We start from the raw sequence: 25,839 nt of genomic DNA, 5'->3' as shown, positions 1-25,839 counted from the left end.
AATAACAAGGTCATGTAATGAAAATTCGTTATCTCGCGCCATTGGCTATTGCAATTGCTTTAGCAGGTTGTCAGCAACCTACCACGACACCTGATGTGGTAAAAGCAGCTCAAGTTGCCAACAACACGGCTAACAACCCCTTCTTCTCTGATTACGATACGCCTTATGGTATACCGCCATTTGACAAAATTAAAAAAAGTCATTATTTACCGGCTTTTTATCACGGTATTGAGCAAAATAAACTTGAAATTGACGCTATCACTAAGGTGAGATCGCGGCCAACTTTTGAAAATACCATAGTGGCAATGGAAAAGTCTGGCGACTTCCTAAATAAAGTCAGCAACACCTTTTATGGCTTAACCGGTTCAATGTCGGATGAAGAAATGCGCGCCATTGCCAAAGAGATCTCGCCTAAGCTTTCAGCATTAAACGACGATATCGCACTAAACAATGCCCTATTTTTGCGTGTAAAAGAAGTTTATGAAAATCAAGATAAATTTGACTTACGCACCGATCAAAAACGACTGTTAGAAACAACCTATAAAAGCTTTGTCAGAGGTGGTGCAAACCTAAATGACGCTGATAAGCAAAAATTACGCGAACTCAATGAAAGACTTAGTAAGTTAAGTTTAAAGTTTGCCGAAAACCTATTAGCTGAGACGAACAGCTTTGAAATGGTGATCGATAATAAAGCTGACCTTGATGGCTTGCCCGCTGACATTATAGCCGCTGCTGCTGTTACAGCAACCGCTCGCGGTCATGATGGCAAGTGGGTCTTTACCACGCATCGCCCAAGTAAAAACCCATTTTTAACTTACTCAAACAATCGCAAGTTGCGTGAAACCATTTACAAGGGTTACACCATGCGCGGCAATAACGATAATGCCAATAATAACCAAGCAATCGCTAGTGAAATGGCAAGCTTACGCTTTCAAAAAGCTCAGCTGTTAGGTTACAAAACCCATGCCCACTTTGTTTTAGAAAATGCCACCGCTAAAACTCCTGAAAATGTTTTTGGCTTACTAAATAAAGTATGGCCAGCGGCATTAGCTCGCGCTAAAGAAGAAGCGGCCGACATGCAAAAAATGATTGACCAGCAAGGGGGTGACTTTAAGCTTGCCGCATGGGATTGGTGGTATTACGCGGAAAAGATTCGCAAGCAACGCTTTGATATTGACGAAGCAGAGACTAAGCCATACTTCTCACTAGAAGCCACATTACAAGGCGTGTTCTTTACTGCTGAAAAACTTTGGGGTGTTACCTTTAGCGAACGTGATGATTTACCTAAATACCACCCTGACGTGCGTACTTTTGAAATGTTTGATAAAGACGGTAGCTATGTCGGTATTTTCATGACAGACCACTATGTGCGTGAAAGCAAACGTGGCGGCGCTTGGATGAGCAGCTTCCGTAAACAGTACCGTATGAACGGTGAAGACGTAACCCCGATCATTTACAATGTTTTAAACTACCCGCGCCCCGTTGGCGATGCACCAACGCTATTAACCTTTGATCAAGCCTCAACCTTATTCCATGAATTTGGTCACGCCATTCAAGGCTTATTATCTAATGGTTACTACCGTTCACAAACCGGTACAGCATTACCAAGAGACTATGTTGAATATCCGTCACAAGTGATGGAAAACTGGATGACAGAGCCTGAAGTTTTAGCAAACTTTGCCAAACACTATCAAACCGGTGAGGTTATTCCACAAGCCTTAGTTGAGAAAATTCAAGCCTCAGGTAAGTTTAACCAAGGTTTTGCCACCACAGAATATTTAGCGGCAGCGTTACTTGATATGAGTTGGCATTCACTAGAAACTCCAGAGCTACAAGATGCGAATCAATTTGAAGCCAAGGTAATACAAGAAATCGGTTTAATTGATGAAATTGCACCACGCTATAAAACGGGTTATTACTCTCATATCTTTGCTGGTGGCTACTCTGCAGGCTACTACGGCTATATTTGGTCAAACATTTATGATGCCGACACTTGGTTAGCCTTTAAAGAAAATGGCATATTCGATGAAAAAACCGCTGAATTATACCGCAAACATGTCTTAGAAAGCGGTGGCACTGATGATCCTACCATTATGTATCGTCGTTTTCGCGGACAAGATCCAAGCGTAGAGCCATTATTAGAACGTCGAGGTTTAACCACAAACTAGTCATCGAAAACACAATAAAATGACATTAAAAAGGGTCGCTATTTAGCGACCCTTTTATGTTAGCTATAAACCAAACTAAACTATTGTAAATACAGACTACCTTCAAAAAAACCAAATACGGTTTCAAAAGCCTGTTGTTGATATTGCTTTAAGCCAGTATCACGAAAATCAATATTGATTTGGCTACGACTGAGCGCCTTCTTAATAAAGCTTGCTGCTAATATTTCCACCGGTAAGTCTTTAATTAATTGAATCGCCGCTTCAAGTTTAAAACCAACAGGACCACCGGCAAATTTACCTTTTAAGGCACGACCTTTAATTACCACCTTATCAACATGGTAATCTTCCATCAGTTTAGCAAATGCAAACTGAAAGGCTTGTACCTGCTCGGCATCGCCGGCATCAACAAGACTAATTTTTTGTACGCGCGTCTTTGGTATGTCGTACAACCCGTTTTCCCGCGACATGATACAAATAATTGCATCGTTACCTTTTAATTCAACACCACATATTTTCATAAATTAACCTCATTTCAATGTTGTCGGTTATTATAAAATAGTTTTACTAAAGCTGCAGTGTTTTCATGCATTTAAAATTCGCGTGGAAAAACCCCTTAACGTATATTATCTTTAGCTAAGCTAATACCATGTAAACGTGTATAGTCTAGGTAATTATTAACTGCATTAGGGTTGGCTTTATTTGGCTGGCAAACGCCACGCTGATACTGATAACTAAAGACATCAAACCAAAGGTCAAGTAAGCCGGCATTGGTTTGCTCCCCCGCCAACGCAAGCACTTGTGCAGCAACTTCCGCTGTGGCTAATTCGGTATTATTCGCCGCCATGCGGATGTGGTAACGTGAATTGATATCAGCGCCATTATCAATCGCTTGTGGCGTAAACGACACCACAGGTAGATGTTGTAAGTAAGGGCTGCGACGAAACATTTTTTTTGCCTCACGCCAGCTACCATCAAGCATGATAAATAACGGCCTTTTGCCATCGACTAATGTAACTTTATTATCAAAAACTTGTCGATCTTCGCCGGCATAGGCTTTAGGAAACACTATCATAGGCTGCCAACTTGGATCACTTAATAAACGAATAATCTTGTCATCTACTTGGGTGCGTGACCAAAGAAAGGCAAAACAGTCGGGGACTAAATCTGCGATTAACTTACCGGTATTACTGGGCTTTAGCACCTCAGTATCATACATCAATAATAAAAAGCCGGCTTGCGATTTAACCTTGGGCGCCAAAGCACAAATACAAAACTGCTTGGCTAACCGACACAACTCACAACGCACAACACGCTGACCACGCGACTTATAGGTTGTGGTGCTGAGACTTTTTCGGTATTGGTGAAGTTGTTGAACCGCATGCATAAACTTTCTACCAGCGAAATTGAAAAGGCGCTACTTTAACGCGCAGCTACTAAGTTAGCAACAAAAAAGCGCCAGTTGCATTGCCTGGCGCTTTATCTGTGATTTTAGCTTGTATTTTCGCGCAGCTAGTCGCTAAAAATGCGGCTCTGCTGGTGCTGATTTGCTATTGTTTTAAAGCCTTGGTGGTGAGCATGTTATAGCGAGCAAGCTCGGTAATACTGGCTTGCAGTTGCCCTTCTAAGTTATCAATGGCAATAACCTCTTGGCATAGCGCATCTGCACGCTGCTCTAGTGTTGCACTCCGGGTGGTCATTTCGTGCTCTATATGTTCACCAAAGCGAGTCATTTTATCTTCAAAGGCACTCATATCGCCGCCAGAGGCTAGCATTTCTTGCCCAAGGGCAATCATTAAGCCGCCAATGGAGTTTTTGATGGTGTTCTCTACTGCCGACTCTATGCGTTGCTCAAAATCATCGTTAAAGTAGTCATCACCTGAAAACCCTTCTTCATCGATATAGAAGCCCTTGTTTTGGTCAAACTCGCGGTCAACCTCAGCGCGGATAGTGGTTAATTGTGTTGTCAATTCAGTGCTCACCTTATTGCCTTGCCCTAATAATTCATTAAAGGCTAAATTTACCCCATCTATGGCTAAGTCAATGGCGTCTAAAGCGAGACTTTTAACTTCAGGTACTAGAGCGCGAACCTTAGTTGCATAGTCGTTTACAAGTGCCTGTTGCTGGGCAGTCAATGTCACCTTTTGACCTTGCACCAATAAGGTTTGGTTATCGCTAATGGTATATAGCGGCGCTTTATTCTTCGAGAACGTAATTTGCTTAGCATCAATATTAATGCCGCCATGTAAGTCAACATGACAAGCTTCACTGCTAAAAGAGTTGTCGTGTGCGTAACTTGCCGTGCTGGCGATCAATAGTGCGGTTGCGATCAAAGTTTTCATTTATTTTTTCCTTGATAAATTAGCTTAAGTTAGCGCCAAATATGGTTAGCTATAACAATTAGATTACAAAACCGATGCCAACCTTAAATACATAACAATATCAGCAACTTAACGTAACAAACCCGCAATAACAAATAATTTACAGACAAACATTTCGTCAAATTTTCTACTATTTAGTGAGTTTAACTAGCGCTAGTTATCGCTAATAACAAACAACAACAGCCGTTAGCTTTGATAATTGATTCTTTGCATTTCAAACAAGCGCGAACGACAACGGGCAAACTCATGTGCGAGTTGACTGCCCTGATAAAGCGCTGAAATATCGACCTCGGCGGCGACAATAAGCCGAATGCTACGATCATAAAATTCGTCAACTAAGGCAATAAAGCGCCGTGCTTCATCGTCTAAACTTCTTAACTCTCCCATCACCACACCACTGCGCTGATAGCTATCTTCAACTCCTGAGAACACAGCAGGAATTAAAGCGCCGCTAAACTGTGGCACATTACTGATGAGTACAACGCGAAAATTATCCGCTAACTTAATATAGTCTCGTTGGCTTCTCGGCCCCGAGCATAGCGCCATAAAATCAAACCAGATCACATCACCACTGCGCGCGACAAATTGAATATCTCGGCCTAAGATCTTAAGACTGCTATTATGCACTACCTTGGCTTGTGCGAGCTTTAAAAAGTGCTGTGATAGAAAGTCTGAACCACATTCGCTACGTTCAGCGCAAACATAATAATCACGATGACCCGCATTAACTCGCTCTGTAGATAGCAGACGATGATCCACCGGCCCATCGATAGAAATTATCTGGCAATAACGTTCAATAAGCGCAATGGTGGGTAAAAACCTTTCTCTTTGTAGCCCGTTTTTGTATAGCTGATCTGGGCGACAATTTGAGGTAGCAACTAATACCAAACCATTAGCAAACATAGCATTAAGTAAGCCAGACAATAACATAGCATCGCCAATGTCATTGACAAAAAATTCATCAAAACACAGTAGGTCGACGTCATTCGTCCACTGCTTCGCAATCAAAACTAAGGGGTCATCTACACCACTAAGTGCATGTAACTGCTGATGAACGCTTTCCATAAAATGATGAAAATGTATACGCTTTTTACGTTTTAGGCTTACCTGTTGATAAAATAAATCCATCAACATAGTTTTGCCACGGCCGACTCGACCATGAAAATAAAGCCCTTTGATTGGTGTTGGTTTGCTAAACCATAGCGTTAATGGCCGCCAAAAATTTGTTTTACTTTGTCGATTGATGAGTTTTTTGGTCAGTGTGTCTAGCACCTGAACAGCGTTGAGCTGTTCTACATCTAACTTGAGGTTATTTTGCTTAACAAGCGCTTGGTATTGAATGAGCAGTGACATGAGATTTTCTTAGAGACACAAAAAAGGGCAGACTAACGTCTCCCCTTTTTCAACACTGTTAATATGCTAGTTAACTTAAGCTTGTTAAGTCAGCTAAAGCCTATTAATTAAAGTGCTACGATGTTCTCAGCTTGAGGACCTTTTTGACCTTGAGTTACAGTAAACTGTACTTTTTGGCCTTCAGCAAGAGTTTTGAAACCGTCGCCAGAAATTGCAGAGAAATGTGCGAAAACGTCTGGACCAGATTCTTGCTCGATAAAACCAAAACCTTTAGATTCGTTGAACCATTTAACTGTACCAGTAGTTGTATTAGACATTATAATATCCTATTTATTCGTAATTGATGCCTCAAAATTAAGGCGGTGTTGCAGGAAGTGTTGCTATTACTTATTAAACAGGACGAGCTACTTACTAATATAACTTCGATACTTTGTACATAAATATAGGTCTTACTTTCTAGCTGTGAGGGATAATACCGAATTCTCAGACAGAGTCAAGCCGTTTCGTATAAAAGTCATATTTCTTTACTATACGCGTCACCTTAACTTCAAAATTAAGATCACGGGCTATGCCATCGCAGACAACTAGCAATATGCTGCAGCGTCAACGCACGTTAACTGACTTTAACTTTTACCCGATTATTAGTATCGCGACTGCGCTTAATTAACTCATCCCCCATTAATGTATCCGCCGACTTCGCCATACGGTCATATAACACAACATTGACACTTGCCGCCAAGTTCATGCAGCCAACTGTTGGTATGTATACCACAGCATCAGCGCGATCAATTACCGCTTGCGCTATAGTGCCATCTTCGGGTCCGAAAATATAAAGGGCGTTGTCAGGGTGTTTAAAATTCGGCAGTGCTATCGCCCCTTCGACTAAGTCAACACAAACAATTTTTTGTGTTGGCGCTACATCTGTTGTTAAGCAAGTCACGGCATTTAACGGAATGTGCTGGGCAGCGGCTTTAGTGTCGGTATTATATTTTGCCGCTCTGGCAAAACGCTCGCCAGTATAGCGTACTTCATCTGCTTGAAAACAACCGGCTGCTCGCATAACGGCGCCAACATTGCTCGGGCTTTTTGGATCGGTTAATCCTATGACAAACTGTGTTTTTTTCATTTTATTTAATCGTTAACATTTATGTAACTTGCTAGGTCGCTAACCCAAACCGCTTCGCGGCAACTGCACTAGCTATCGACAATTTAGCAATTAGATAAAATGCCCCAACTCAGCATCGATAGGATGATTGCACATATGCAAATATTTTATCGCTTACGCCAAGTCTCCGGCTATTTTACGTTGTTTTAGTAAAGGCCGATAATTTTGCGCTGCTCGTATCTTATCTGCAAGCATATTTTACGCTTGTCGGCGGATTTATTAGCAAACTATTTCCTTGTCCTTTTTAAATCATTATCTGGTAGTATTAACGGTTAACCCTTTTTACTTTGTCATTTAAGGTGTATTTAATGAAATTCAAATCCAACCGGTTAACCCTTGCACTAGCAAGCAGTGTCTTTATATTTAGTAACGCTGTCGTAGCTGCCAGCGCACCATTAGTATCTATCGCAACGCACGATAGCTTTTTCGATAGCATTAAAGCTCATTGTGGTAAGGCATACCAAGGAAAAGTAACGTTAGATAACGCCAGTGGTGATGGTTTTGCAAATAAAAAGTTAATTATGCATGTTAGGCGCTGTTCTGAGAGTAAACTCGAAATTCCTTTTCATGTTGGTGATGATGCCTCTCGAACATGGATCATTACTAAAACCGGCTCAGGGTTGTCATTAAAGCATGACCATCGCCTAAAAGATGGCAGCTATGATGTTTCAACCATGTATGGCGGCCATACGGTCGTTGCGGGCTATGCGCAGGCGCAGGCTTTTCCCGCCGATGAATATTCGAAGCAATTGTTTATCAAAACCGGCATTCCTCAGTCTATGGGTAATACCTGGCAAATGTTTATCTACCCCGAACAATTCACCTATCGTTTAACACGTCAAGGACGAGAATTTCGCGTAGATTTTGATTTAACCACACCCATAGCAACGCCAGCGGCACCTTGGGGTTACACTGATTAATAATATAAAAGCTGACAGCGAGTTAAGCCGCTGAAATAAATCATTACATTTATCAGGATAAATTCCTGCAAGGTAATCGAACTTTAAAATAACGACTTAGTCGAAAGCTAAGTCGTTATTTTATTAATATGGTTAGAAACTTGAAAAGGAATGTCATGAAAAACGCTATTTCCCACCACCTTAAAGCAAACAAATCGCTATTAGTCTTTATCAGTTTGATGTTGGTTTTTCGCAGTGCTATTGCCGACTGGAACGACGTACCGACGGGGTCAATGAAACCGACCATAGTCGAAGGCGATCGTATTTTGATAAATAAACTTGCCTATGATTTAAAACTCCCCTTTAGTCAGCACGTTTTAATACCCCTTAATGAGCCTCAGCGCCATGACATCGTGATTTTTCAATCACGCGCTGCTGATAAGCGATTAGTAAAGCGTGTTATTGCTGTGCCTGGCGATACCGTCGCGCTGATTAATAATCAGTTATTTATCAATCAACAATTGGCGCAATATAAGATTGTCGCTAAATACCCTAACTATGTGCTGAGCGAGGAAAGCTTCGCCGGCAAGCGCCATTTAATCCGCACTCAACAAGCACCTGGCGTTGTCAGCACTTCCGCTTTAGCAAATTTTAAATCAATAACCATCCCTGACAACTCTTACTTGGTGATGGGAGACAACCGAGATCATAGCGCAGATTCTCGCGTGATTGGCTTAGTACCCCGCCATGAAATTATTGGCCGCAGCACAAGGGTTGCCTTCTCATTAAATTATCAGCAATATTTTATGCCACGCAGTGAGCGATTTTTCAAAACCATTTAATCTAGCACGGCAATAGCCTAAACTGCGCTACAGGGAAAACTGAAACCGTATCGCTTGCCAAATTACACTGCCTAAACCGCTAGTTCGTTAAAGCCTGCCATTCTTGCTGTGCTTGAGGGTGACCGTTTTTAGCTTTAATGTACAAATTAAGTAAGCGAATTTCATGGCATTGCCTCTCGTCTGTTGGCTGCGCGGGCACTTCAAGTAAGGAGATGCCAGAGCGTGATAATGTTGCCTTAAAAGCGCTGATAAACTCTGCAACACTGGCAACCGTGTGCGCATACCCTTGATAACTTCTCATTAGCGCCGCAACATCAAAGCGCTGATCGTTACAATGATAAATGGCCTGATCGCCACTTTTACCTAAATGAAACACATTATTGCGCATATATATAATGGTGACATCGGTATTGTCTTTTAAAAAATGGATCAGCTCGTTGAGCTGAAAGTGAAAACCACCATCACCAATAATCACCACCGCCCGCTCATCTTCACCATTATCTTGTAAACGTTGCGCAACCACGCGCGCATAGGGTAAAGCTGTGCCCATAGCACCATACCAAGGGTTTGTTAGCCAGCCTCGACCTACGGACGACTGCCTAACCTGTAGGCTATAACTAGCAAAGTATGAATTACCCACTTCGGGCAAATACACTAACTGAGTGCTGATACGGCGTTGAATATGATTGAGGGTTTGTGCAAGGTTATTAAAATCAAGCGGATCCTGCAGGTTTAAGGTACTTTTCGCCGCTGATGGGGCTGAAAAGTTGAATACTTTTTGCTGGCGTTGCATGAGTAATTGCAATATTTCTAGCAAGTCTTTTTCTAATAACGCTCCCCCTTTTAACAGGGTTTTATTAGCAAAGGTTTCTACTTTGTGGGTACCTGTTGCAAAGGCGATATTACTGTCTTGCGGTACAATGCTACTGGCAATATCGATAATATAATCAACTTTTTCTTCAATATACAGCCGCCCTGAAGTTTGGCTAAAAATGCCATTGTAGGCCCCTAAACATAGCGGTTCACTTTCATCGAATAGCCCTTTTGCAAACCAGCTTGTTGCGAAGGGAATGTTAAATTTTCGAGCAAAATTCAGTAACAATTGCTGCAATTGGCGGTTATGCTTGAGTCGATCGCCAATATACAACAAAGGGTATTGAGCGCTTGCAAGTTTAGTCACTATGGCGTCAACTACTAACTCAGCGCCACTAAGCACATGCTGGCAAATACAAGGCGCATCGATGCTAATGGGGAGTTTAATGGCTTGAGTTTTTTGTATCACTTGATCGCGCGGTATTTCAATAAACACCGGCTGCTTAGTTTTATAGGCCTGCAGTACTAATTGATAAAATCGCTCGCCAGAAACATTTGGGTAGCCAGGGGTTCGTTGCCCTTGTAAACGCTCGACTTTAACTCCGAGCGCAGCAAACGCATCCAGGGCATTATCATATTGAGTTTTCCATGCCGTGCTTGGATGTAGCGTATGATGAATGGCCATTTGCGCAACTTCTGTTTCAGCTGGAGCGCCTGAAATAAATACCACAGGCAAGCCTTCTGTCACGGCTAAAGCTGCCGCTGAAGTACAGGGTAAGCTACCCACCATATAAGTGGTCAAGCAAAAGCCAATACCGTCTATTTCTGCTTTAGCGCAGGCGGAAAAGCCAGCGTGCATTTCATTACTCGACGGGCATACTGCTACTCTAGGCGCAATGGCAGCAATTAAATTGGCCGCGAAATCACCACCAACGCCGTAAACACGCTCACAACCAAAAAACTGAATGACATCGCCAATTACGTCACCTAAGCTTGGTAAACTTTGGTTGTAGGCAGTGCCTAAGTTCATTTCATACGAATCTAACACCAGTAGTCCTTAAAAACATTGCTCATTGGTTGGGCACTGTACTAAGAAAGTTAGCGCGAAAATCTGATCAAGATCATAGTTGGTGTTTACCGATTGCAATCAAACGCGAAGCCTCTGTCAGCAGAATTTTACACTGAATGTAAAGCGCGCTTTGTTGTATGCTCACTTGCCATTAAATAAAACGTTAATAGCACTTGTTGTTTAACGCTAAGCGACTTATTATCCATGTTTTTTTTACACTTAAACAACCCATTAGGATGTATTCATGTTCGCTAAATTATCATTTCTTGCCCTGACTTTTGCCAGTCTTTCTGCAAGCGCTACCATAGTAGAATTCACCACCTCTCACGGTAACTTCAAAGTCAACTTACATGATGAAACCACCCCTATCACAGTGGCGAACTTTCTATCTTATGTTAACGAAGGCAGCTATAACAACACCTTAGTCCATCGTGTTGAGCCAGGCTTTGTTATGCAAGCAGGTGGGTTTCAGTTTACCGGTAGCTTACCGTTAACGGCAATTCCTACCGCAAGCGCCATCAAGAACGAACCCGTGTATTCTAATGTTCGCGCCACCATTGCCATGGCAAAATTCAGCGGCAATGAACATAGTGCAACTAGCCAATGGTTTATCAATTTAGCCGACAATAGTGGCGGCTCTGCGCAATTAGATTTACAAAACGGTGGCTTTACGGTTTTTGGCGAAGTGATCGAGGGCATGGAAAATATTGACGCCATTGCTGACTTACCACTTTGTGCCAGTATGCCCATGCCGGACTTAACCACAGAGCAGTGTGCTGATAGTAATTATGTACCCGGAGTAGAAAACTTCGTCACTATTGAATCTGTGACCATCTTTGATGCCAGTGTTAATACCGCAAGCAATTTAGCAGCCGTTAAAAATACCGCCATTACCGTCACGCCACCAACAACAGAGCCAAAAGACACAAGTGGTAGTGGTTCAATTACATGGTTTGGCTTATTGTTTGCTGCCACCCTTGCTTTTAAGCGCCGACTTCAAGCATAAAGCGATAACATTTTATCGTCGATAAAGTGCTATATCCACCAAGCTGTCACAAATAAGGACAGCTTGGTACAGCATTATGCCTCAGCTTTATCGTTTGCCACCATTAATTGCTGTTGACACCATGAGTCAATTAACAGTCGCGCAATTGACTCTTTTCGCGGTAACTTAGGGCCGAGCATGACGTCGCCCCACTCATTAAATTCCGTTAATTGTTGCGCGGTAAACCATTGAGCACTGCGCAGCTCATCGGGTTCTATCGACAACGCCATGTCGTCCGCTTGAGCAATAAACCCTAGCATTATTGAGTTTGGAAATGGCCAAGGTTGTGAGTCAAAATAACGCACATTAGATACTTTAAGCCCCGCTTCTTCTAACACTTCTCGATAAACCGCTTCTTGTAGCGACTCGCCGGGGTCGATAAAGCCCGCCAGTGTTGAGAACACCTGTGATGGTGTTCTGTGATGTTCGGCCAGTAAACACATAGCCGGCCCTGTTGCAGGTTGGTGCTCTACCAACATGATCACCACAGGATCGGTACGCGGAAACTGCTCTTTTTGGCATTGTGAATTAAGGCACCTGCGGCGATGACCACCGTCAAGTGAGTCCGTTTTTTCACCACAGCTACCACAATAAAGCGCCGTCTGTTGCCAATGGCTTAACGCTTGCGCATAACTTAATATTGCCGCTTGCGGTGAACTTAATAGCGGCAAAGCGCCCCTAAATTCATGAAAGTGTGCGTCAATGATGTCAGTATTTAACCGCCATGTTTCAATTTCAGTTGCGCTTAAACAAGACAAGTCACAAACAAATTCAGCGCCCATTGCGCCTAGCCCCAAAAACAGCAGCGCGTGATCGCTTAACGTTTGCTTTAAAAACCTAATTTGACTGTGTTTATTAGTAAAACCACCACTCCCTTGCTCACTAAAAATGGCGATATCTTGCTGAGCATAGAGGTAATGTCCGCGCCAAAAAAAGTAGAATCGACTGCTGCTTGCCATTTGCTGCGTCTGTAACCAAGCGGGGTCTTTTCTCAGCATAGATGCACGCTCAAGTGGCATCTGACAAAAGGTTAATTCGTTATTTTTCACTTGCTGTTTTAAAAGGTTATTATTCATTAAATGTTAATTTCCATTACTATCACTCATGCTTATATACTGTGGTTAGCAGAGCCCAAACTAGCGCTTTTTCGTTGCTTTGTAAAACACCTAAGCCACCCAGTAAGCCATTTGCATTATCGTGTTGTAAGTCCCCACTAATTTAAGCGTAGCGTGCTCACCAATCATGTCTACTGCAGGGTTTACGCACTAAGGTGCATAAGTTTGCTACCGATTAACCATGAGCTATTGCTATAACAAGAATTATAAAACTTTACCGCGCAAAGCCTTATTAGCACTGACTCTTTTTTTAGCATCCAATCGTCGGCGCTTTGATGCTTTAGTCGGTGTTGTCGCACGTCGTACTTTTTTTACTTGCATGGCCGATAAAATCAAGGCTTTTAGCCGTTGCAAAGCATCGTCTTTATTCATTGACTGGGTTCTAAATGACTGCGCTTTAATAATAATAATGCCATCTTGCGAAATACGGCTATCTGAGAGCTTGAGTAATCGTTGTTTATAAATGGCCGGCAAAGAAGAGCGGTTAATATCAAAACGTAAATGAATAGCGGTTTCCACTTTATTTACGCGCTGACCGCCATTGCCCGTCGCGCGAATACCGGTTAGCTCGATTTCCCAATCGGCAAGCGTGACAGTATTAGAGATTTCTAACATAAGGTATGTGCTGATGATATACGGTAATAACCCAACTATACCATGGCCAGTAACTTTTTGTGTTACCAACGCGAAAACTTAGCTGAAGCTGATACAAACTCTGCCTAATAATAGGGTCTGTTGATTTTTCAGGATTAGAATGCATTCAATTTAAAACGGATTTAATCGCGCGCGAGCTATAAATAGTAGTTACGCTACTTAAAAAGCGAGCAACAATGAGTACATTGGTTTTAAATGTACCTAAGATTTTGCAAACAAAAAAGGAGGCAAAACCTCCTTTTTTTGTCAAACATTGAGTGATTAATTCGCCATTATTTCAGGTTCATTTCTTGCACTTTCTCATGTGCAATATCGGGTGCAGTAGTTTCGGGCTTAGTATGTAGGTTTGCTTTCAATAACCCCTTGCGATGTTTTAATGCAGCATCAAGTTTTTTAGCGGCAATGGCAATAGCAGGATACATAACAGGATCATTACCCGACGCAGAGATACGGCCTCCTTCATATGTTGTGCGCAGCTCAACATTATGCTTGTTATGCACGAGCGACAGATTAACATCGAGCGAAATTAAAGTAGGAAAGTGGCTGGCAATTTTAGAAAACTTCTCATTGATATGTTCTTTAACTGAATCAGTAACGTCAACATGATGACCTGAAAGATTTATTTTCATTCGGTATTCCTTTTTTTTAGTTACTCATATCAATACTCGGGGCTAACAGTTAAAAACGCAAGTTAATTCGCAAAATATTATCATAATGTGCGCTTTTCGCTGAGTGACGTAATATTAACGTTTTTTACCGTAAAACAATAAAGAAAAGGTCGCAGCCTGATGAACTGCTTATGGCTGCATTGTTAGCTACGCCGCCATCGCTTGTAAAAATATTTTAAAAAATACTTTACACTTTAAGTTTTTAAAAAAAACGCCATAACGGCCATCAATTTAGCAGATAATGCCACCCAGTTTAAATATCAAGCAAATACAAAAACAACGCGCATTTTATGCGTTGACTCGTTATAATCCTTGCTCGATAAATTATTTTTTTCGGCCCGATAAAAGAGATTTTTTTTAATGTTTGATGATATTCGCCCTTATCGTGATGATGAGGTAGTTGCTGTAATCGAAAATCTAATTAACCAGCCCGGTTTACAAGCCTCGATCGCAAGTTTAAAAATGCCACGCCTCTATCAACTGTTGCCGCAATTGGCCTGTGCAATGGTGAAATGGTCACTAAAATTTCGTGTCAAAAAGTTTCATAGTATCGATAAAATCCAAATGGAAGTGGCGAAGTATTTACATCATTTAATCAAAAAAAGTACTGCTGGCTTTAGCTTTAATGGCTTAGCAAACTTTGATAGCAGTAAACCGGCATTATTTATTAGCAACCACAGAGATATTGTTTTAGACGTTGCCTTGGTAAATTTAGCACTGCATAAAAATGGCCTCAATACGGTTGAAGCCGCCGTGGGTGATAACTTACTACACCAACCTTGGGTGGCTGATTTAATGCGCATTAATAAAAGTTTTATTGTTAAGCGCAGTGAAGAAAACAAACGCGCCATGTTGAAGGCATCAAAACAACTATCCGCCTATATCCACGACAGCATAGTCAACCGTCAACAAAACATCTGGATAGCGCAACGTGAAGGGCGAGCCAAAGACGGTATTGATAAAACCAATGCCGCGTTAATTTCCATGTTATTGCTCAATAAAGATAAGCAAACATCGATTGCTGATTACCTTAGCGAGCTAAATATAGTACCGGTATCAATATCTTACGAGTATGATCCTTGTGATCATGATAAAGCCATTGAACTGGCAGAAAGAGCAGCAACAGGGCATTATCAAAAACAAGAAGGTGAAGACCTAAAAAGTATCACCCAAGGCTTAATCGGACAGAAAGGCCGCGTACATATCGAGTTTTGCCAACCCATACAAGGTGACTTTGCCGATAGTAAAGCGATTGCCGCAGCGATAGATAAAGAAATTATTGGCAACTACAAACTTTACGACAGTAACCTAGTTGCCCACGCTAGCCTTAATCAGCAAGCCGCTGATAGCAAGGTCATGGCACAACTTGATAAACGTATGGAAAACTTAAACGCTGAGCAACAACGCTGGTTATTAACCATGTACGCTAACCCAGTAACCGCTAAGCAGCAACTTTAACCGTTACGTACCTGCTAGGCACAGCAAAAGCTCCACTGATATAAAAAAGCCATAACTTCAACTTAGTCGTTATGGCTTTTTCGTTTTTACGCATACTGTGTGCGTGCTGCAAGATTATTTTGCCTGATAAAACGCTGACATCGCTTTATACAAAGCGTATAAGTCCACTTTCGAGCCTACGGCATATGGCGAATGTATGGATAAAATTGGAATACCAAAATCAACCACTTCCATATTGTCATTAGATAAGTCACTTCCGATAGTACCGCCTGACGCCTTACCTTTATAAGTCGAGGTTTGCCATTTTATATTGGCATTATCTAAATAGTTTCGTGTCCAGGCCATATATTCTGAATTAGCATTAAAGCCGCCACCATAGAGCTTTAAGTTAACGCCATAACCCAGACGAGGCGCATTGCCTAACTCCCAAACATTCGGCCAGGTTGGGTTAACACCTGGGTTAACATCAGCAGAAATCACTTTGCTATGACGCAATACTTGACGTAAGTGATAGTCATTATAGTTAGCCCCTTGTTTGTTATAGAGCAAGCTACTGATCAAGTCGACTAAGTAAGTTGAGCTCGCGCCGGTATTATTAATATTACCGACTTCCTCATTATCAACTAAATAAGCCAACGCGGTGTGCTCTGGCGTTTTTAATGCTGTCATAGCTTTGACCGCCGCAATAGCTGACGCTTTATCATCTTGACCGTAAGCCGCGATCATGCTGCGATCAAAGCCAACATCGCGCGGTTTTGTTGCCGGCACAAGCGCTAACTCTGCGGAAACCAAATCGGCCAATGAAATATCATATTCCGCCTTTAAATACTCGCGTACCTGCGTTTTTATGCTTTTATCTAGTGCCGGCTTTGCGGCAACTATTACATCAAGTTCTTCTTTGCCGATCACTTCTCGAGCCGTGCGTTTACGGTGCGGTGAGTCAACGTGCGGCGCCAGATCTGTCACCATAAAAATAGGCTCATCGTCATCAAAGCCAACTGAAATATTTACGGTACTGCCATCTTTTTTATCGACTCTGCCTACTAAGGCTAATGGGATATTAACCCATTGATAGGTTTTTATGCCGCCATGAATATAGGTTTGAAAAAGCGCAAACTCTTGTTTTTCAAACAAAGGACGACCTTTAAGCTCAAGGCGCGGTGCATCAATATGAGCACCAACAATGCGGGTTCCTTGCTGCAACGGCTTGTTGCCAATCACAATTAAGGTAATGGCGCGATCGCGATTAACATCATAAAACCGCGCACCTGGGGTTAATTGACTTTGCTCAGTCAACCTTTTAAAGCCCTGTTGTTCAACGCGCTTAATAGTTTCACTGACAAAGGTTAGCTCGGTGGGCGTCTTAAAAATATAGTCTTTATATTCATCGGCATATTGCTCAACGGCTTTTAGTTCTTTCGCGCTAAGATTTAGCCAGCTAGAATTTGACTGGGCTTTATTTTCTTTGCCATGAATCTCAAGGCTGGGGATAAAAGTAAGTGCGCTGACAATAGCGATCGTGGTTAATGATTTTAAAAAGGTCATAATAATATTGATCATGTTTTGTGTGGAAAAAGCGGTAAGGCATAATAAAAGCTCGCAATATAACCTGACAAGCTTTATTCGATAAACAGAGCATTTTTAACTATCAAGCCCTGAAAAGTGACTCATTTACGCACAGCACAATGCGTTAATGTAACGCCATCACATTTAAAGGGCTAATAAGTAACGACTTAAAACAAAGCTAACTAGCCCGACAAACATAGTAAAGTAAATACTTTTCGTTTTAGCCGCGGCAAGCACAGACAAAGAAGCGGCAATTAAGTATGGGTTTTGCCAAGAAACATTTAATTGCCCTTGCTGCACAAAAATAATAGGTACCCAAATTGCAGTTAACACGGCGGGGGCACTATAGCTTAAAAATTTCGCCATTTTAGCGCCCAAACGCACCGGCAATCGCGGATGAATAAATAAATAACGCGTCGTAAAGGTGATCAAGGCCATTAAACAAATGGTCAGCAATGTCATGATATCCCCTGCTTAGTTTTATTTTTGTCGACAACGTTGCCGTTTTTATCCGCACGTCTTTGTAGCCAGCGGTCGGTCAAATAGCCGCCATACATAGCAATGAGTGCCGCGGCAACTAAGTCTAACTCAAACTGTAATAATTTAAACAATACCGATAAAACCCCGGCGCATAGCACAGTCACTAACACCGGTAAGTTAATAATGCTCGGGATCACTAAGGCAATAAAGGTCACGGCTATGGCAAAATCTAAGCCTAAGTGGGTCAAGTCAGGTAAGTAGCTACCGGCAACTACACCAACAATATTCCATAACAGCCAGAAAATATAAAAACTACCGCCGGCAACTAGCGCGTAAATTAACCGCAATTGACCAACACAGGCTTTACGATGCCCTGATAACGCAAACAATTCATCGGTTAATAAAAAGCCAATACCATAACGCCACTTGCTTGGCAGTTTTTTTAATTTATCTCGTAGTGCCAGACCGTATAAAAAGTGCCGTGAGCTAATAATAAAGCTAGTAAATAACACAGTTAGCAAAGACGTTTGATTCGCTATTAACTCAATAGAGACCAACTGTACTGAGCCGGCAAATACAATTAACGGCATCAAAATCGCTTCAAGCACACTAAAGTCACGTTGAATTGCCAAAGAGCCGCAAAGAATACCCCAAGGTAACACCGCTAGATTTAGCGGCAGCATATCTAAAAAGCCTTTTTGTGCCATTAACCAACGGGCTTTTTGTTTGCTTAAAGCCATGAACTGTTCACCTAACCTTAAATTATGCGCTTACTTTACTGTTTGAGTGCATGATGTGCCATGTTTACGCGCCACATAGCCGCGAAATTATCACTGCATTGCTTAACAACACCATGTGATGTTTTGATAACGATTTGAGCAACGCTAATTTGATAATGACTGCGCGTATGCCCGAGCTTTTGCTAGGTCTTCTGGGGTATCAACTCCTTCTACCGCCAGTCGTGTTTTTGCCACCGCGACATGAATTTTTTCTCCTTGCCAAAGCACCCGCAATTGCTCTAACGACTCGACTTGCTCTAATTGACTTGCCGGCCATTTTACATAGTCTTTAATAAAGCCAGCGCGGTAGGCATAAATGCCAATGTGCCTGAGGTAAAAATCACCTATGCTATCAATAGCATCGTTATTAAGAAAACGTCCTCGATCGTAAGGAATCGTGGCTCGACTAAAATACAAAGCATAACCAGCTTTATCACATATGACTTTTACCGCATTAGGGTTTACTGCTTCGGCAGCATCTTCAATTTTCATCGCTAGTGTTGCCATGCGAGCATCACGCTGACGTGATAAATTTTCTGCTACTTGGGCAATATTTTCTACTGGTATAAACGGCTCATCGCCTTGTACATTGACAATGACCTGTTGGTCTGAAAATTGGTAAGTTTCCATGACCTCAGCAAGGCGCTCAGTGCCCGATTGATGATCAGCGCGGGTTTTACACACCTCAGCACCAAAGCCCTGCACGACACGCGCCACCTCATCATTGTCGGTGGCAACAATCACTTGCTCGGCACCACTATCGCGTGCTTTTTCTACCACCCATTGGATCATGGGCTTGCCGGCAATATCGGCCAGTACTTTACCCGGTAAGCGTGATGACTCAAAACGCGCGGGGATCACAACCACAAACGACATATCAACCTCTTTAAATCTTGTTTACACTAAAAATTTGCAATCAGTTGCGTTATGCATCGTCTAAGGCAATACGTCGCGCTTCGCTTTCCAGTAGTACTGGAATATCCTTGTCAATGGCAAAAGCTAGGCGGTCAAACTTACAAATCAACTCTTTTTGCTCTTTATCATGCGCTAATTTACCCTTACACACTGGGCAAGCTAAAATTTCCATTAATTTTGTATCAAATGCCATTTTATTCTCTCTTTACTTGTTAGCTCTTGGCTTGATGAAACATCATCATGCCAAACGATTAATTAACTGTCTTGGTGTCGCTTATCAGCAAGTGCTGCAAGCGTTGCTACGATATGGGTCATAGTGTCACTACCCTGATGCGCTGTAAACATAGCATCCACCGGTACATACCAATAATTTTCTTGCGCAAACTCAGCACACTTTACCGCGTCTTTTTCTGTCATTAACAACGCCATATCCGCGGCAAATGCGCGTAAATCCTGCTCGGTATACGCTTGGTGGTCAACAAACCCTTGTTTGTCATTCAGCTTAAAACCATACTGGGTTAGCGAGTTAAAAAAGCGTTGCGGATCGCCGATACCGGCAATGGCATTAATGCCGTTTTCCTGCACTTGCTGTTGTTGTAAAAAATCCGCTAATTTAACATGCCGTCCGCTTTTAACATGCACAAGGTTTTTCGCACTAAGCTGCATAGTTACCACAGGTACCGACAACTTACTTGCCTGCTCGGGCCATGTGCTCTCACCATTAACCACTACACAGTCTGCTGACTTTATCCGCGCTATGCGCTCGCGTAGCGGCCCTGCAGGTAGCAAGAGCCCATTACCGAATAAGCGCCTGCCATCGACAACAATAAATTCAAAAGCCCGTGCTAAGCGATAATGCTGTAAGCCATCATCGGCAATAATGAGCTCACAGCCCAGTTCGATAAGCCGCTGACAAGCTTGTACACGATCAGCACCAATCACCACGTCAACGCCACTGCGTCGCTGTATTAATAAGGGTTCATCGCCGGCTTGTATCGCACTACTTTCGGCAGTGACATGATAAGGATAATGCGGCGCTTTGGCGCCGTAGCCGCGGCTTACAACGCCGACTTTTATCCCCTGCTGGCTTAATTGCTCTACTAAATACAAGACTAATGGCGTTTTACCGTTACCGCCAATGCCAATATTACCCACCACCACCACCGGCACGGAGCTGGTAACTTGCGACAACACCCCAAGTTGATAAGCAAGGCGGCGCAGCCAACTAACCAAGGCAAATAAAACTGTCAGTGGTAACAAAACCGGAACCAGTAGCCATTTTGCTGCATGTCCGTGAAACCAAACTTTTTCAATTAAGCGCATTGATTGTCACCGCGTTATTTAGCTAAGCGCCAAATTGAAATTTATGTAGCTGAGCATAGACACCATCTTTGGCTAGCAAAGTGTGGTGATCCCCTTGTTCTTTTATTTGCCCTTGTTCCATCACAATAATTTTATCGGCATTTTCTATGGTCGATAAACGGTGCGCAATAACAATACTGGTGCGATTTTTTTGCAACAGCGCAAGCGCTTCTTGAATATGACGTTCCGATTCGGTATCTAAAGCACTGGTGGCTTCATCTAAAATTAAAAATGGCGCGTCGCAAAGCAGCGCTCTGGCGATGGCAACACGTTGGCGTTGGCCACCCGATAACATAGCACCATTGTCACCAATGTTAGTGTCAAGCCCATCAGGTAACTCAGCAACAAACTCCATTACATGCGCTTTTCGTGCGGCATCTTCAATCTCGTCGCGACTCGCTTCTGGTTTACCATAAGCAATATTATTGGCAATCGAGTCGTTAAATAGCACCACTTGTTGCGAAACATAGGCAAATTGTTTACGCAAGTCTTTTAGCTTGTATTCGGTAATATCGCGACCATCAATTAACACTTGCCCCGACGATGCATCGTAAAAACGTAATAATAACGCACTAGCAGTAGACTTACCGCTGCCTGAGCGCCCCACTAGGGCCACGGTTTCACCAACATTGGCCGTAAAGCTTAAGTCGGTTAATGCTTGTTTTTCTTCACCGTCATTATAAAAAAAGTTTACATGTTTAAACGCCAATGTGCCTTGGGCACGTTTTAGTGTCACAGTGCCGGTATCACGCTCGGTTTCTTGATCGAGTACGCCAAAAATACTGACACAAGCCGCCATACCTTTTTGAAACTCACTATTGACTGTGGTTAACAATTTTAAAGGTCGCAGCAAGGTAACCATACACATTAAAACGGTCATAAAAATACCAGGGGTTATATCGGCGCGCATCGACTCTAAATTCGCCACATATAACACAAACGCTAAGGCAAAAGAGGCTATTATTTGAATAACAGGCACGCTTGCTGCTTGTGTCGCCACCATTTTCATCCGCTGTTGGCGATTGTGGCGATTTATTTGTTCAAAGCGCTCAAACTCTCGTTGTTGACCATCAAAAGTTAAGACCACCTTATGACCATTAAAGGTTTGCTCTGCAGCAGTAGTAACCTCCCCCATGGCATTTTGAATACCTTTACTTATACTGCGAAAACGTCGTGACACTAAGGTGACTATGCCGGCGATCACGGGCGTTATAAGTAAAAAAATTGATGCTAACTGCCAACTGTTATAGAACATTACAATCAGCAGCCCAATCACAAAAGCCCCCTGTTGCACTAAGGTTAACAAGGCTTTAGAAACGGCACTGAGTACCTGCTCGGTATCAAAGGTTAATTTAGAGATTAAACTGCCGGTAGACTCTTTATCGTGATAAGCCACCGGCATTGACATGACATGTTCAAATAGCTCTTGGCGAATATTTGCTACCACATTATTACCTAACCAAGCTAAGCAGTAGTTGCCGGCAAAATGGCAAATCCCCCGCAAAATAAACATAACCACGATAAAGTATGGCGCCCATTTCATAAACGTTGGGTCTTGGCCATCTAAGCCCTTATCGATTAAGGGCTGTAATTGTGAAAAAACAAAACTGTCTATTGCCGCGTAGCCTAACATACCTAGCACCGACACAAGTGCCGCGGCTTTATAGGCTTTAGCATACGCTAAAAGGCGTTTAAAGTTTTCTCGTGTGCTGTGGTCACTAGCCGTTTGTACTTGTGTTGTCGACATTCAATTCTCAATGCGTGTTCAATAAAAAAGTGCCAGCAAAGGGCAAATAAAAAATAGTCGCAGCAGCTAATTATAATGCTTGCGGCAAGCTAAGTAATATAGTGTTTTGCAACGCGTTGCTCATTTGCTGACAGTCGTTGTGTAATTGTTCATTGTTATCAGAGCCGCTTATTGAGACGCTAGCACTTAAGCCAACAACGCCTAAAATAGATGGCTATCAATACCTTTGTCGCGTATTTTAGCCTTATTTTAACAATCAACCAACTGATAAACATTTAAAAGCTGATATTAACCCGCACAATTTGCCAACGTCAGTATGAATTTACATACCAATACTGACGTCTATCCGCTCGATAGCTCTTAGTTTCGATATCTTGTTCAAAACCGGATACTTGACTGGGACTTGCTAAACGAAAAGTAAAGCTGATCATACCTTGCTCTGCGGTATTAAACATGGTTGTTGTAAGTGCTTGATAACGATTAATGATTTCCTTGGAAGGCATTTGCCAGCGATTTAAATAGCCAGTGCTAAATACCGCATATTGCGGTGCCACTGCCGATAAAAATCGGGCACTAGACGATGATTTTGAGCCATGATGCGGGGCAATAAGCAAGTCACTGCGGAGCTTTTCGCGCATTCCCGGCATCGCTAACAATTGTCTTTCTTGTTTTATAGAGATATCCCCTGGCAATAGCACTTTGTGCAGACCATCGCTAATGGTCAACACACAAGAGTCATCATTTTTATCGCCTTTGATAACACTTGGCGATAACATTTCAAAACGTAACCCTTGCCAGTCAAAGCCTTGCCCAGCTAAACAAACACTATCAGGTAACAGCGCAAAATCATTGGCAATCACCTTAGCTATACTCAATTGCTTGCGCAGTTGTGCCAGCCCGCCAGCATGGTCGTTGTCATTGTGACTAATAATCACACCATCAATTTTATTAAAGCCCCGATGTTTCAAGTAAGGGATCAGCGCGGCATCAGCAATACTAAAACCACTGGCATAACTTGCGCCTGTATCATAGAGAAAAACACCTTCATCTTTTTCAATCACAATGGCTAGCCCATGACCTGCATCTAAGACGGTGAGTTGCCAGTCGCTACTTTGTTTTGTCAAAAGATGACTTCTACCGAGCGCCAGCAACAACATACTCGACAATAACAGGCGCTTAGCATAGCCTACACGAAAAAATATAGCCCCCAGACACAAAACTAACACGAGCAAGAGTAATTGAATTTGTTGAAAAGATACCGGCAGTTGCAACCATTGTACGCTAGCAATAACGCTTAAATACTGCCAAACCTTAGCTAAGAAAAACAAAGCCAAATCGAGAAAAAACATAGCCACTATTTTGCTAAGTGGTAAGGCAATAACGGCTAATAACGTGCAAGGGATCACGGTAATACTCATCACAGGCACAGCAACAATATTGGCAAAGAACGCCGCTAATGGCAGCTGATAATTCAGTAACGCGGCAATGGGCAGCATAGCTAACGTCAGCACTAACTGGATCAGCAATAAACCTTTTAACCAATTCACGGCTCGCATTTTAATAGGTAGGTATTTTACCTTAACGACGCTTTGCAACTTAGTCGTCGCGGCAATTGAGCTCGGCGCTGTAATTGTGTCTGTGCCTGTGCCTGTGAGGAAAGCTTTATAACGCGTTATGGTGATAAAAATAATCGTTAAAGCAATAATGGATAACCAAAAACTAGCGCTTAATAAACTTAACGGCCAACATAATAATATAGCTACAATAGCGCTTAATAACCATCGCATCAGCGTCATTTTAATGGCCATGGCTTTACATAGCCAAAACAGCAATAGCATAATTAACGCCCTAAGCGTCGGTATGGCAAACCCCGCTAAATAAGCGTAATACCACGCCATAACACCGCTAATAAGCACAGGTAAGAAGGTTATGTTCCTGCTCGTTAACTTTATTTGCCAAGGCTTGCTCAGCAACCGATACCAAGGTAAATAACAAACAACTGCGCGCATCACGATTAAGGTTGCCATGGCCACTATACCAATATGCAGCCCTGAAATAGCAATAAGGTGTTGGGTTGCCGTTGCTGATAACACCTGCCAATGATGGCGACTTAACTCACCCCGCTCGCCAAACCCTAGTGCCAGAATTAGCCCGCTAAGCGGCTCATCGGTTAACAATAAACTCAATTGTTGATACAGCAATTGTCGCCAACTTACTTGCCCCTTGAGCTGTTTATTGTGCATAACTTTAGCGCTAACCGACTTTGCCTTAGCATCATTTTTTACATAGCCAGTGGCAACAATTTGTTGCTGTAGCAACCAAGTTTGATAATTAAAGCCACCTGTGTTGGCCAAGCCATGCGCGGGTTTTAGTTTTACTAACAACTGCCACCTTTGCCCTTGCAACAAGTGCTGAGTTGGCTGTTGCCAAGTTAAGCGAACAATAAACGTTTTCGCCAACTTTTGCCCTTGCCAATGACTAATTTTAAAATTAAATCGACTGGTACCAGCCTTAGTTTGTACTATATTTTCAACTTGCCCCTGCACTAGATAAGCTTGCTTGTGCAGCAATGCAATATTAATATTATTAGTGCTTATGCGAGTTAAATATTGCTGCCCCGCTAACAACACCCAACTAAAAGCAAATATAGCAATTGCCAGTATTCGGTACTTTCGCACCCATAGCAGTAACAATGCACAAAGCAATAGCGTGAGCAACACAGAAAACTCTGGTACTATAGGCATGAACAGTGCCAAAATAGCACTGATAAAAAATGTGAGAAGCCACCATTCCATAGTGAACAATTTCCAGTTAACCAGTTAAGTTAGTTATTTTATGCCGAAAAAAATGATCCAGCGTCTGATGCCTGATCATCAAACGATTAAAAACAATAAGCATTTAAAAGTGTTCGGTGCACTTTTGCATAATGCTAATTTGTGGCACCTAAATCGTCGCTCTGTTAGCAAAGCGTTTGCCGTTGGCTTATTTTTTGCGTTTATCCCTGTACCTTTTCAAATGGTTTTAGCCGCTGGTCTTGCCATTATAGTACATGCCAACCTTCCTTTATCTATTGCGTTAGTTTGGATCACTAACCCATTGACAATGCCGGCTATTTTTTATGCCTGCTACCTTGTTGGTACTTGGATTATTGGTGTACCAACGAGAAAGTTCGCCTTTGAGGCGAGTTGGCAATGGTTGGTTGAAAGTGTTTCGACTATCGGGCCCGCCTTTATTATTGGCTGCGGAGTGTTAGCTGTGCTGTTTTCGTTTCTAGGTTTTATCACCATCAACAGCTTTTGGCGCTTTTCAGTGCGTAAAGAGTGGAAAAAGCGCCAGCAAAGTCGCGACTAACGATAACACCCG

24 protein-coding genes are annotated in these 25,839 nt (G+C 42.4%); 6 read left to right on the top strand and 18 right to left on the bottom strand.

Features of this window, described 5'->3' with window-relative positions:
- Positions 1-17 precede the first annotated feature (17 nt).
- Entirely contained in the window at positions 18-2,168 is a 2,151-nt protein-coding gene (locus tag B6K83_RS03365; protein WP_085283193.1) for a M3 family metallopeptidase, read from the top strand.
- Between the two features lie 80 nt (positions 2,169-2,248).
- Here B6K83_RS03365 and B6K83_RS03360 read toward each other — a convergent pair whose 3' ends face one another.
- The 6 genes from B6K83_RS03360 to B6K83_RS03335 all read right to left on the bottom strand — a co-directional run bounded on the left by B6K83_RS03360 (position 2,249) and on the right by B6K83_RS03335 (position 7,025).
- Positions 2,249-2,686 carry a DUF3010 family protein gene (locus tag B6K83_RS03360; RefSeq protein WP_085283191.1) on the bottom strand — a complete coding sequence of 146 codons (438 nt, stop codon included), beginning with the start codon at positions 2,684-2,686 and terminating at the stop codon, positions 2,249-2,251.
- Positions 2,687-2,781: 95 nt separating this feature from the next.
- Complete coding sequence (locus B6K83_RS03355) at positions 2,782-3,552, bottom strand: tRNA-uridine aminocarboxypropyltransferase (RefSeq protein ID WP_085283189.1); 771 nt, start codon at positions 3,550-3,552, stop codon at positions 2,782-2,784.
- Positions 3,553-3,715: 163 nt separating this feature from the next.
- On the bottom strand, positions 3,716-4,507 hold the full coding sequence (locus tag B6K83_RS03350) for a DUF2884 family protein (RefSeq protein WP_085283188.1): 792 nt from the start codon (positions 4,505-4,507) through the stop codon (positions 3,716-3,718).
- A 225-nt stretch (positions 4,508-4,732) separates the two neighbouring features.
- The gene (gene zapE, locus B6K83_RS03345) at positions 4,733-5,899 is read right to left on the bottom strand and encodes a cell division protein ZapE (protein WP_085283186.1); all 1,167 of its coding nucleotides are present in this window, start codon (positions 5,897-5,899) and stop codon (positions 4,733-4,735) included.
- Between the two features lie 107 nt (positions 5,900-6,006).
- Complete coding sequence (locus B6K83_RS03340; protein WP_077287100.1) at positions 6,007-6,216, bottom strand: cold-shock protein; 210 nt, start codon at positions 6,214-6,216, stop codon at positions 6,007-6,009.
- A gap of 296 nt (positions 6,217-6,512) precedes the next feature.
- On the bottom strand, positions 6,513-7,025 hold the full coding sequence (locus tag B6K83_RS03335; protein ID WP_085283184.1) for an RNA methyltransferase: 513 nt from the start codon (positions 7,023-7,025) through the stop codon (positions 6,513-6,515).
- Positions 7,026-7,372: 347 nt separating this feature from the next.
- Here B6K83_RS03335 and B6K83_RS03330 point away from each other — a divergent pair, with 347 nt between their 5' ends.
- Together B6K83_RS03330 and lepB are read left to right on the top strand one after the other, a co-directional pair.
- The gene (locus B6K83_RS03330) at positions 7,373-7,984 is read left to right on the top strand and encodes a hypothetical protein (protein ID WP_085283182.1); all 612 of its coding nucleotides are present in this window, start codon (positions 7,373-7,375) and stop codon (positions 7,982-7,984) included.
- Positions 7,985-8,139: 155 nt separating this feature from the next.
- The gene (lepB, locus tag B6K83_RS03325; protein ID WP_085283180.1) at positions 8,140-8,805 is read left to right on the top strand and encodes a signal peptidase I; all 666 of its coding nucleotides are present in this window, start codon (positions 8,140-8,142) and stop codon (positions 8,803-8,805) included.
- Positions 8,806-8,884: 79 nt separating this feature from the next.
- On the opposite strand, the gene B6K83_RS03320 is transcribed toward lepB, so the two are convergent.
- Positions 8,885-10,666: a thiamine pyrophosphate-dependent enzyme gene (locus tag B6K83_RS03320; protein ID WP_233143785.1), complete on the bottom strand. Its 1,782-nt coding sequence runs from the start codon at positions 10,664-10,666 to the stop codon at positions 8,885-8,887.
- 265 nt (positions 10,667-10,931) lie between these two features.
- On the opposite strand from B6K83_RS03320, the gene B6K83_RS03315 reads away from it, so the two are divergent.
- Positions 10,932-11,693: a peptidylprolyl isomerase gene (locus tag B6K83_RS03315; RefSeq protein WP_085283178.1), complete on the top strand. Its 762-nt coding sequence runs from the start codon at positions 10,932-10,934 to the stop codon at positions 11,691-11,693.
- Between the two features lie 74 nt (positions 11,694-11,767).
- Here B6K83_RS03315 and nudC read toward each other — a convergent pair whose 3' ends face one another.
- The 3 genes from nudC to hpf all read right to left on the bottom strand — a co-directional run bounded on the left by nudC (position 11,768) and on the right by hpf (position 14,130).
- Positions 11,768-12,808 (bottom strand): NAD(+) diphosphatase, encoded by a 1,041-nt coding sequence (nudC, locus tag B6K83_RS03310; RefSeq protein ID WP_085283176.1) that lies wholly within the window; start codon positions 12,806-12,808, stop codon positions 11,768-11,770.
- Positions 12,809-13,051: 243 nt separating this feature from the next.
- Positions 13,052-13,462, bottom strand: a complete 411-nt coding sequence (arfB, locus tag B6K83_RS03305; protein ID WP_085283327.1) for an alternative ribosome rescue aminoacyl-tRNA hydrolase ArfB — start codon at positions 13,460-13,462, stop codon at positions 13,052-13,054.
- Positions 13,463-13,773: 311 nt separating this feature from the next.
- Positions 13,774-14,130, bottom strand: coding sequence for a ribosome hibernation-promoting factor, HPF/YfiA family (hpf, locus tag B6K83_RS03300; protein WP_085283174.1), 357 nt, complete (start codon positions 14,128-14,130; stop codon positions 13,774-13,776).
- A gap of 399 nt (positions 14,131-14,529) precedes the next feature.
- On the opposite strand from hpf, the gene B6K83_RS03295 reads away from it, so the two are divergent.
- Entirely contained in the window at positions 14,530-15,627 is a 1,098-nt protein-coding gene (locus tag B6K83_RS03295) for a 1-acyl-sn-glycerol-3-phosphate acyltransferase (protein ID WP_085283172.1), read from the top strand.
- Between the two features lie 114 nt (positions 15,628-15,741).
- Here the strand turns inward: B6K83_RS03295 and B6K83_RS03290 are convergent, their stop codons facing one another.
- The 8 genes from B6K83_RS03290 to B6K83_RS03255 form a co-directional block, all read right to left on the bottom strand.
- Complete coding sequence (locus B6K83_RS03290; RefSeq protein ID WP_198951650.1) at positions 15,742-17,172, bottom strand: zinc-binding metallopeptidase family protein; 1,431 nt, start codon at positions 17,170-17,172, stop codon at positions 15,742-15,744.
- 165 nt (positions 17,173-17,337) lie between these two features.
- Positions 17,338-17,655, bottom strand: a complete 318-nt coding sequence (locus tag B6K83_RS03285; RefSeq protein ID WP_085283168.1) for an AzlD domain-containing protein — start codon at positions 17,653-17,655, stop codon at positions 17,338-17,340.
- Positions 17,652-18,413, bottom strand: coding sequence for an AzlC family ABC transporter permease (locus tag B6K83_RS03280; protein ID WP_085283166.1), 762 nt, complete (start codon positions 18,411-18,413; stop codon positions 17,652-17,654). The genes B6K83_RS03285 and B6K83_RS03280 overlap by 4 nt, the downstream gene beginning before the upstream one ends.
- A 144-nt stretch (positions 18,414-18,557) precedes the next feature.
- Positions 18,558-19,328 carry a 3-deoxy-manno-octulosonate cytidylyltransferase gene (gene kdsB, locus B6K83_RS03275; RefSeq protein ID WP_085283165.1) on the bottom strand — a complete coding sequence of 257 codons (771 nt, stop codon included), beginning with the start codon at positions 19,326-19,328 and terminating at the stop codon, positions 18,558-18,560.
- 49 nt (positions 19,329-19,377) lie between these two features.
- Positions 19,378-19,560, bottom strand: a complete 183-nt coding sequence (locus B6K83_RS03270) for a Trm112 family protein (RefSeq protein WP_085283163.1) — start codon at positions 19,558-19,560, stop codon at positions 19,378-19,380.
- A 62-nt stretch (positions 19,561-19,622) separates the two neighbouring features.
- The gene (gene lpxK, locus B6K83_RS03265) at positions 19,623-20,690 is read right to left on the bottom strand and encodes a tetraacyldisaccharide 4'-kinase (RefSeq protein WP_085283161.1); all 1,068 of its coding nucleotides are present in this window, start codon (positions 20,688-20,690) and stop codon (positions 19,623-19,625) included.
- A 22-nt stretch (positions 20,691-20,712) separates the two neighbouring features.
- Positions 20,713-22,476, bottom strand: coding sequence for a lipid A export permease/ATP-binding protein MsbA (gene msbA, locus B6K83_RS03260; protein ID WP_085283159.1), 1,764 nt, complete (start codon positions 22,474-22,476; stop codon positions 20,713-20,715).
- 311 nt (positions 22,477-22,787) lie between these two features.
- Positions 22,788-25,271, bottom strand: a complete 2,484-nt coding sequence (locus B6K83_RS03255; protein ID WP_085283157.1) for a DNA internalization-related competence protein ComEC/Rec2 — start codon at positions 25,269-25,271, stop codon at positions 22,788-22,790.
- 40 nt (positions 25,272-25,311) lie between these two features.
- Here B6K83_RS03255 and B6K83_RS03250 point away from each other — a divergent pair, with 40 nt between their 5' ends.
- Positions 25,312-25,827 (top strand): DUF2062 domain-containing protein, encoded by a 516-nt coding sequence (locus tag B6K83_RS03250; RefSeq protein WP_085283155.1) that lies wholly within the window; start codon positions 25,312-25,314, stop codon positions 25,825-25,827.
- The last annotated feature ends 12 nt before the right edge of the window (positions 25,828-25,839 follow it).

Origin of the sequence: Colwellia chukchiensis (assembly GCF_002104455.1) — a bacterium.
In the GTDB taxonomy this organism is placed as follows: domain Bacteria; phylum Pseudomonadota; class Gammaproteobacteria; order Enterobacterales; family Alteromonadaceae; genus Cognaticolwellia; species Cognaticolwellia chukchiensis.
Note: the sequence above shows the minus strand (reverse complement) of the source record. Positions and strands in the feature narration are given on the sequence as shown.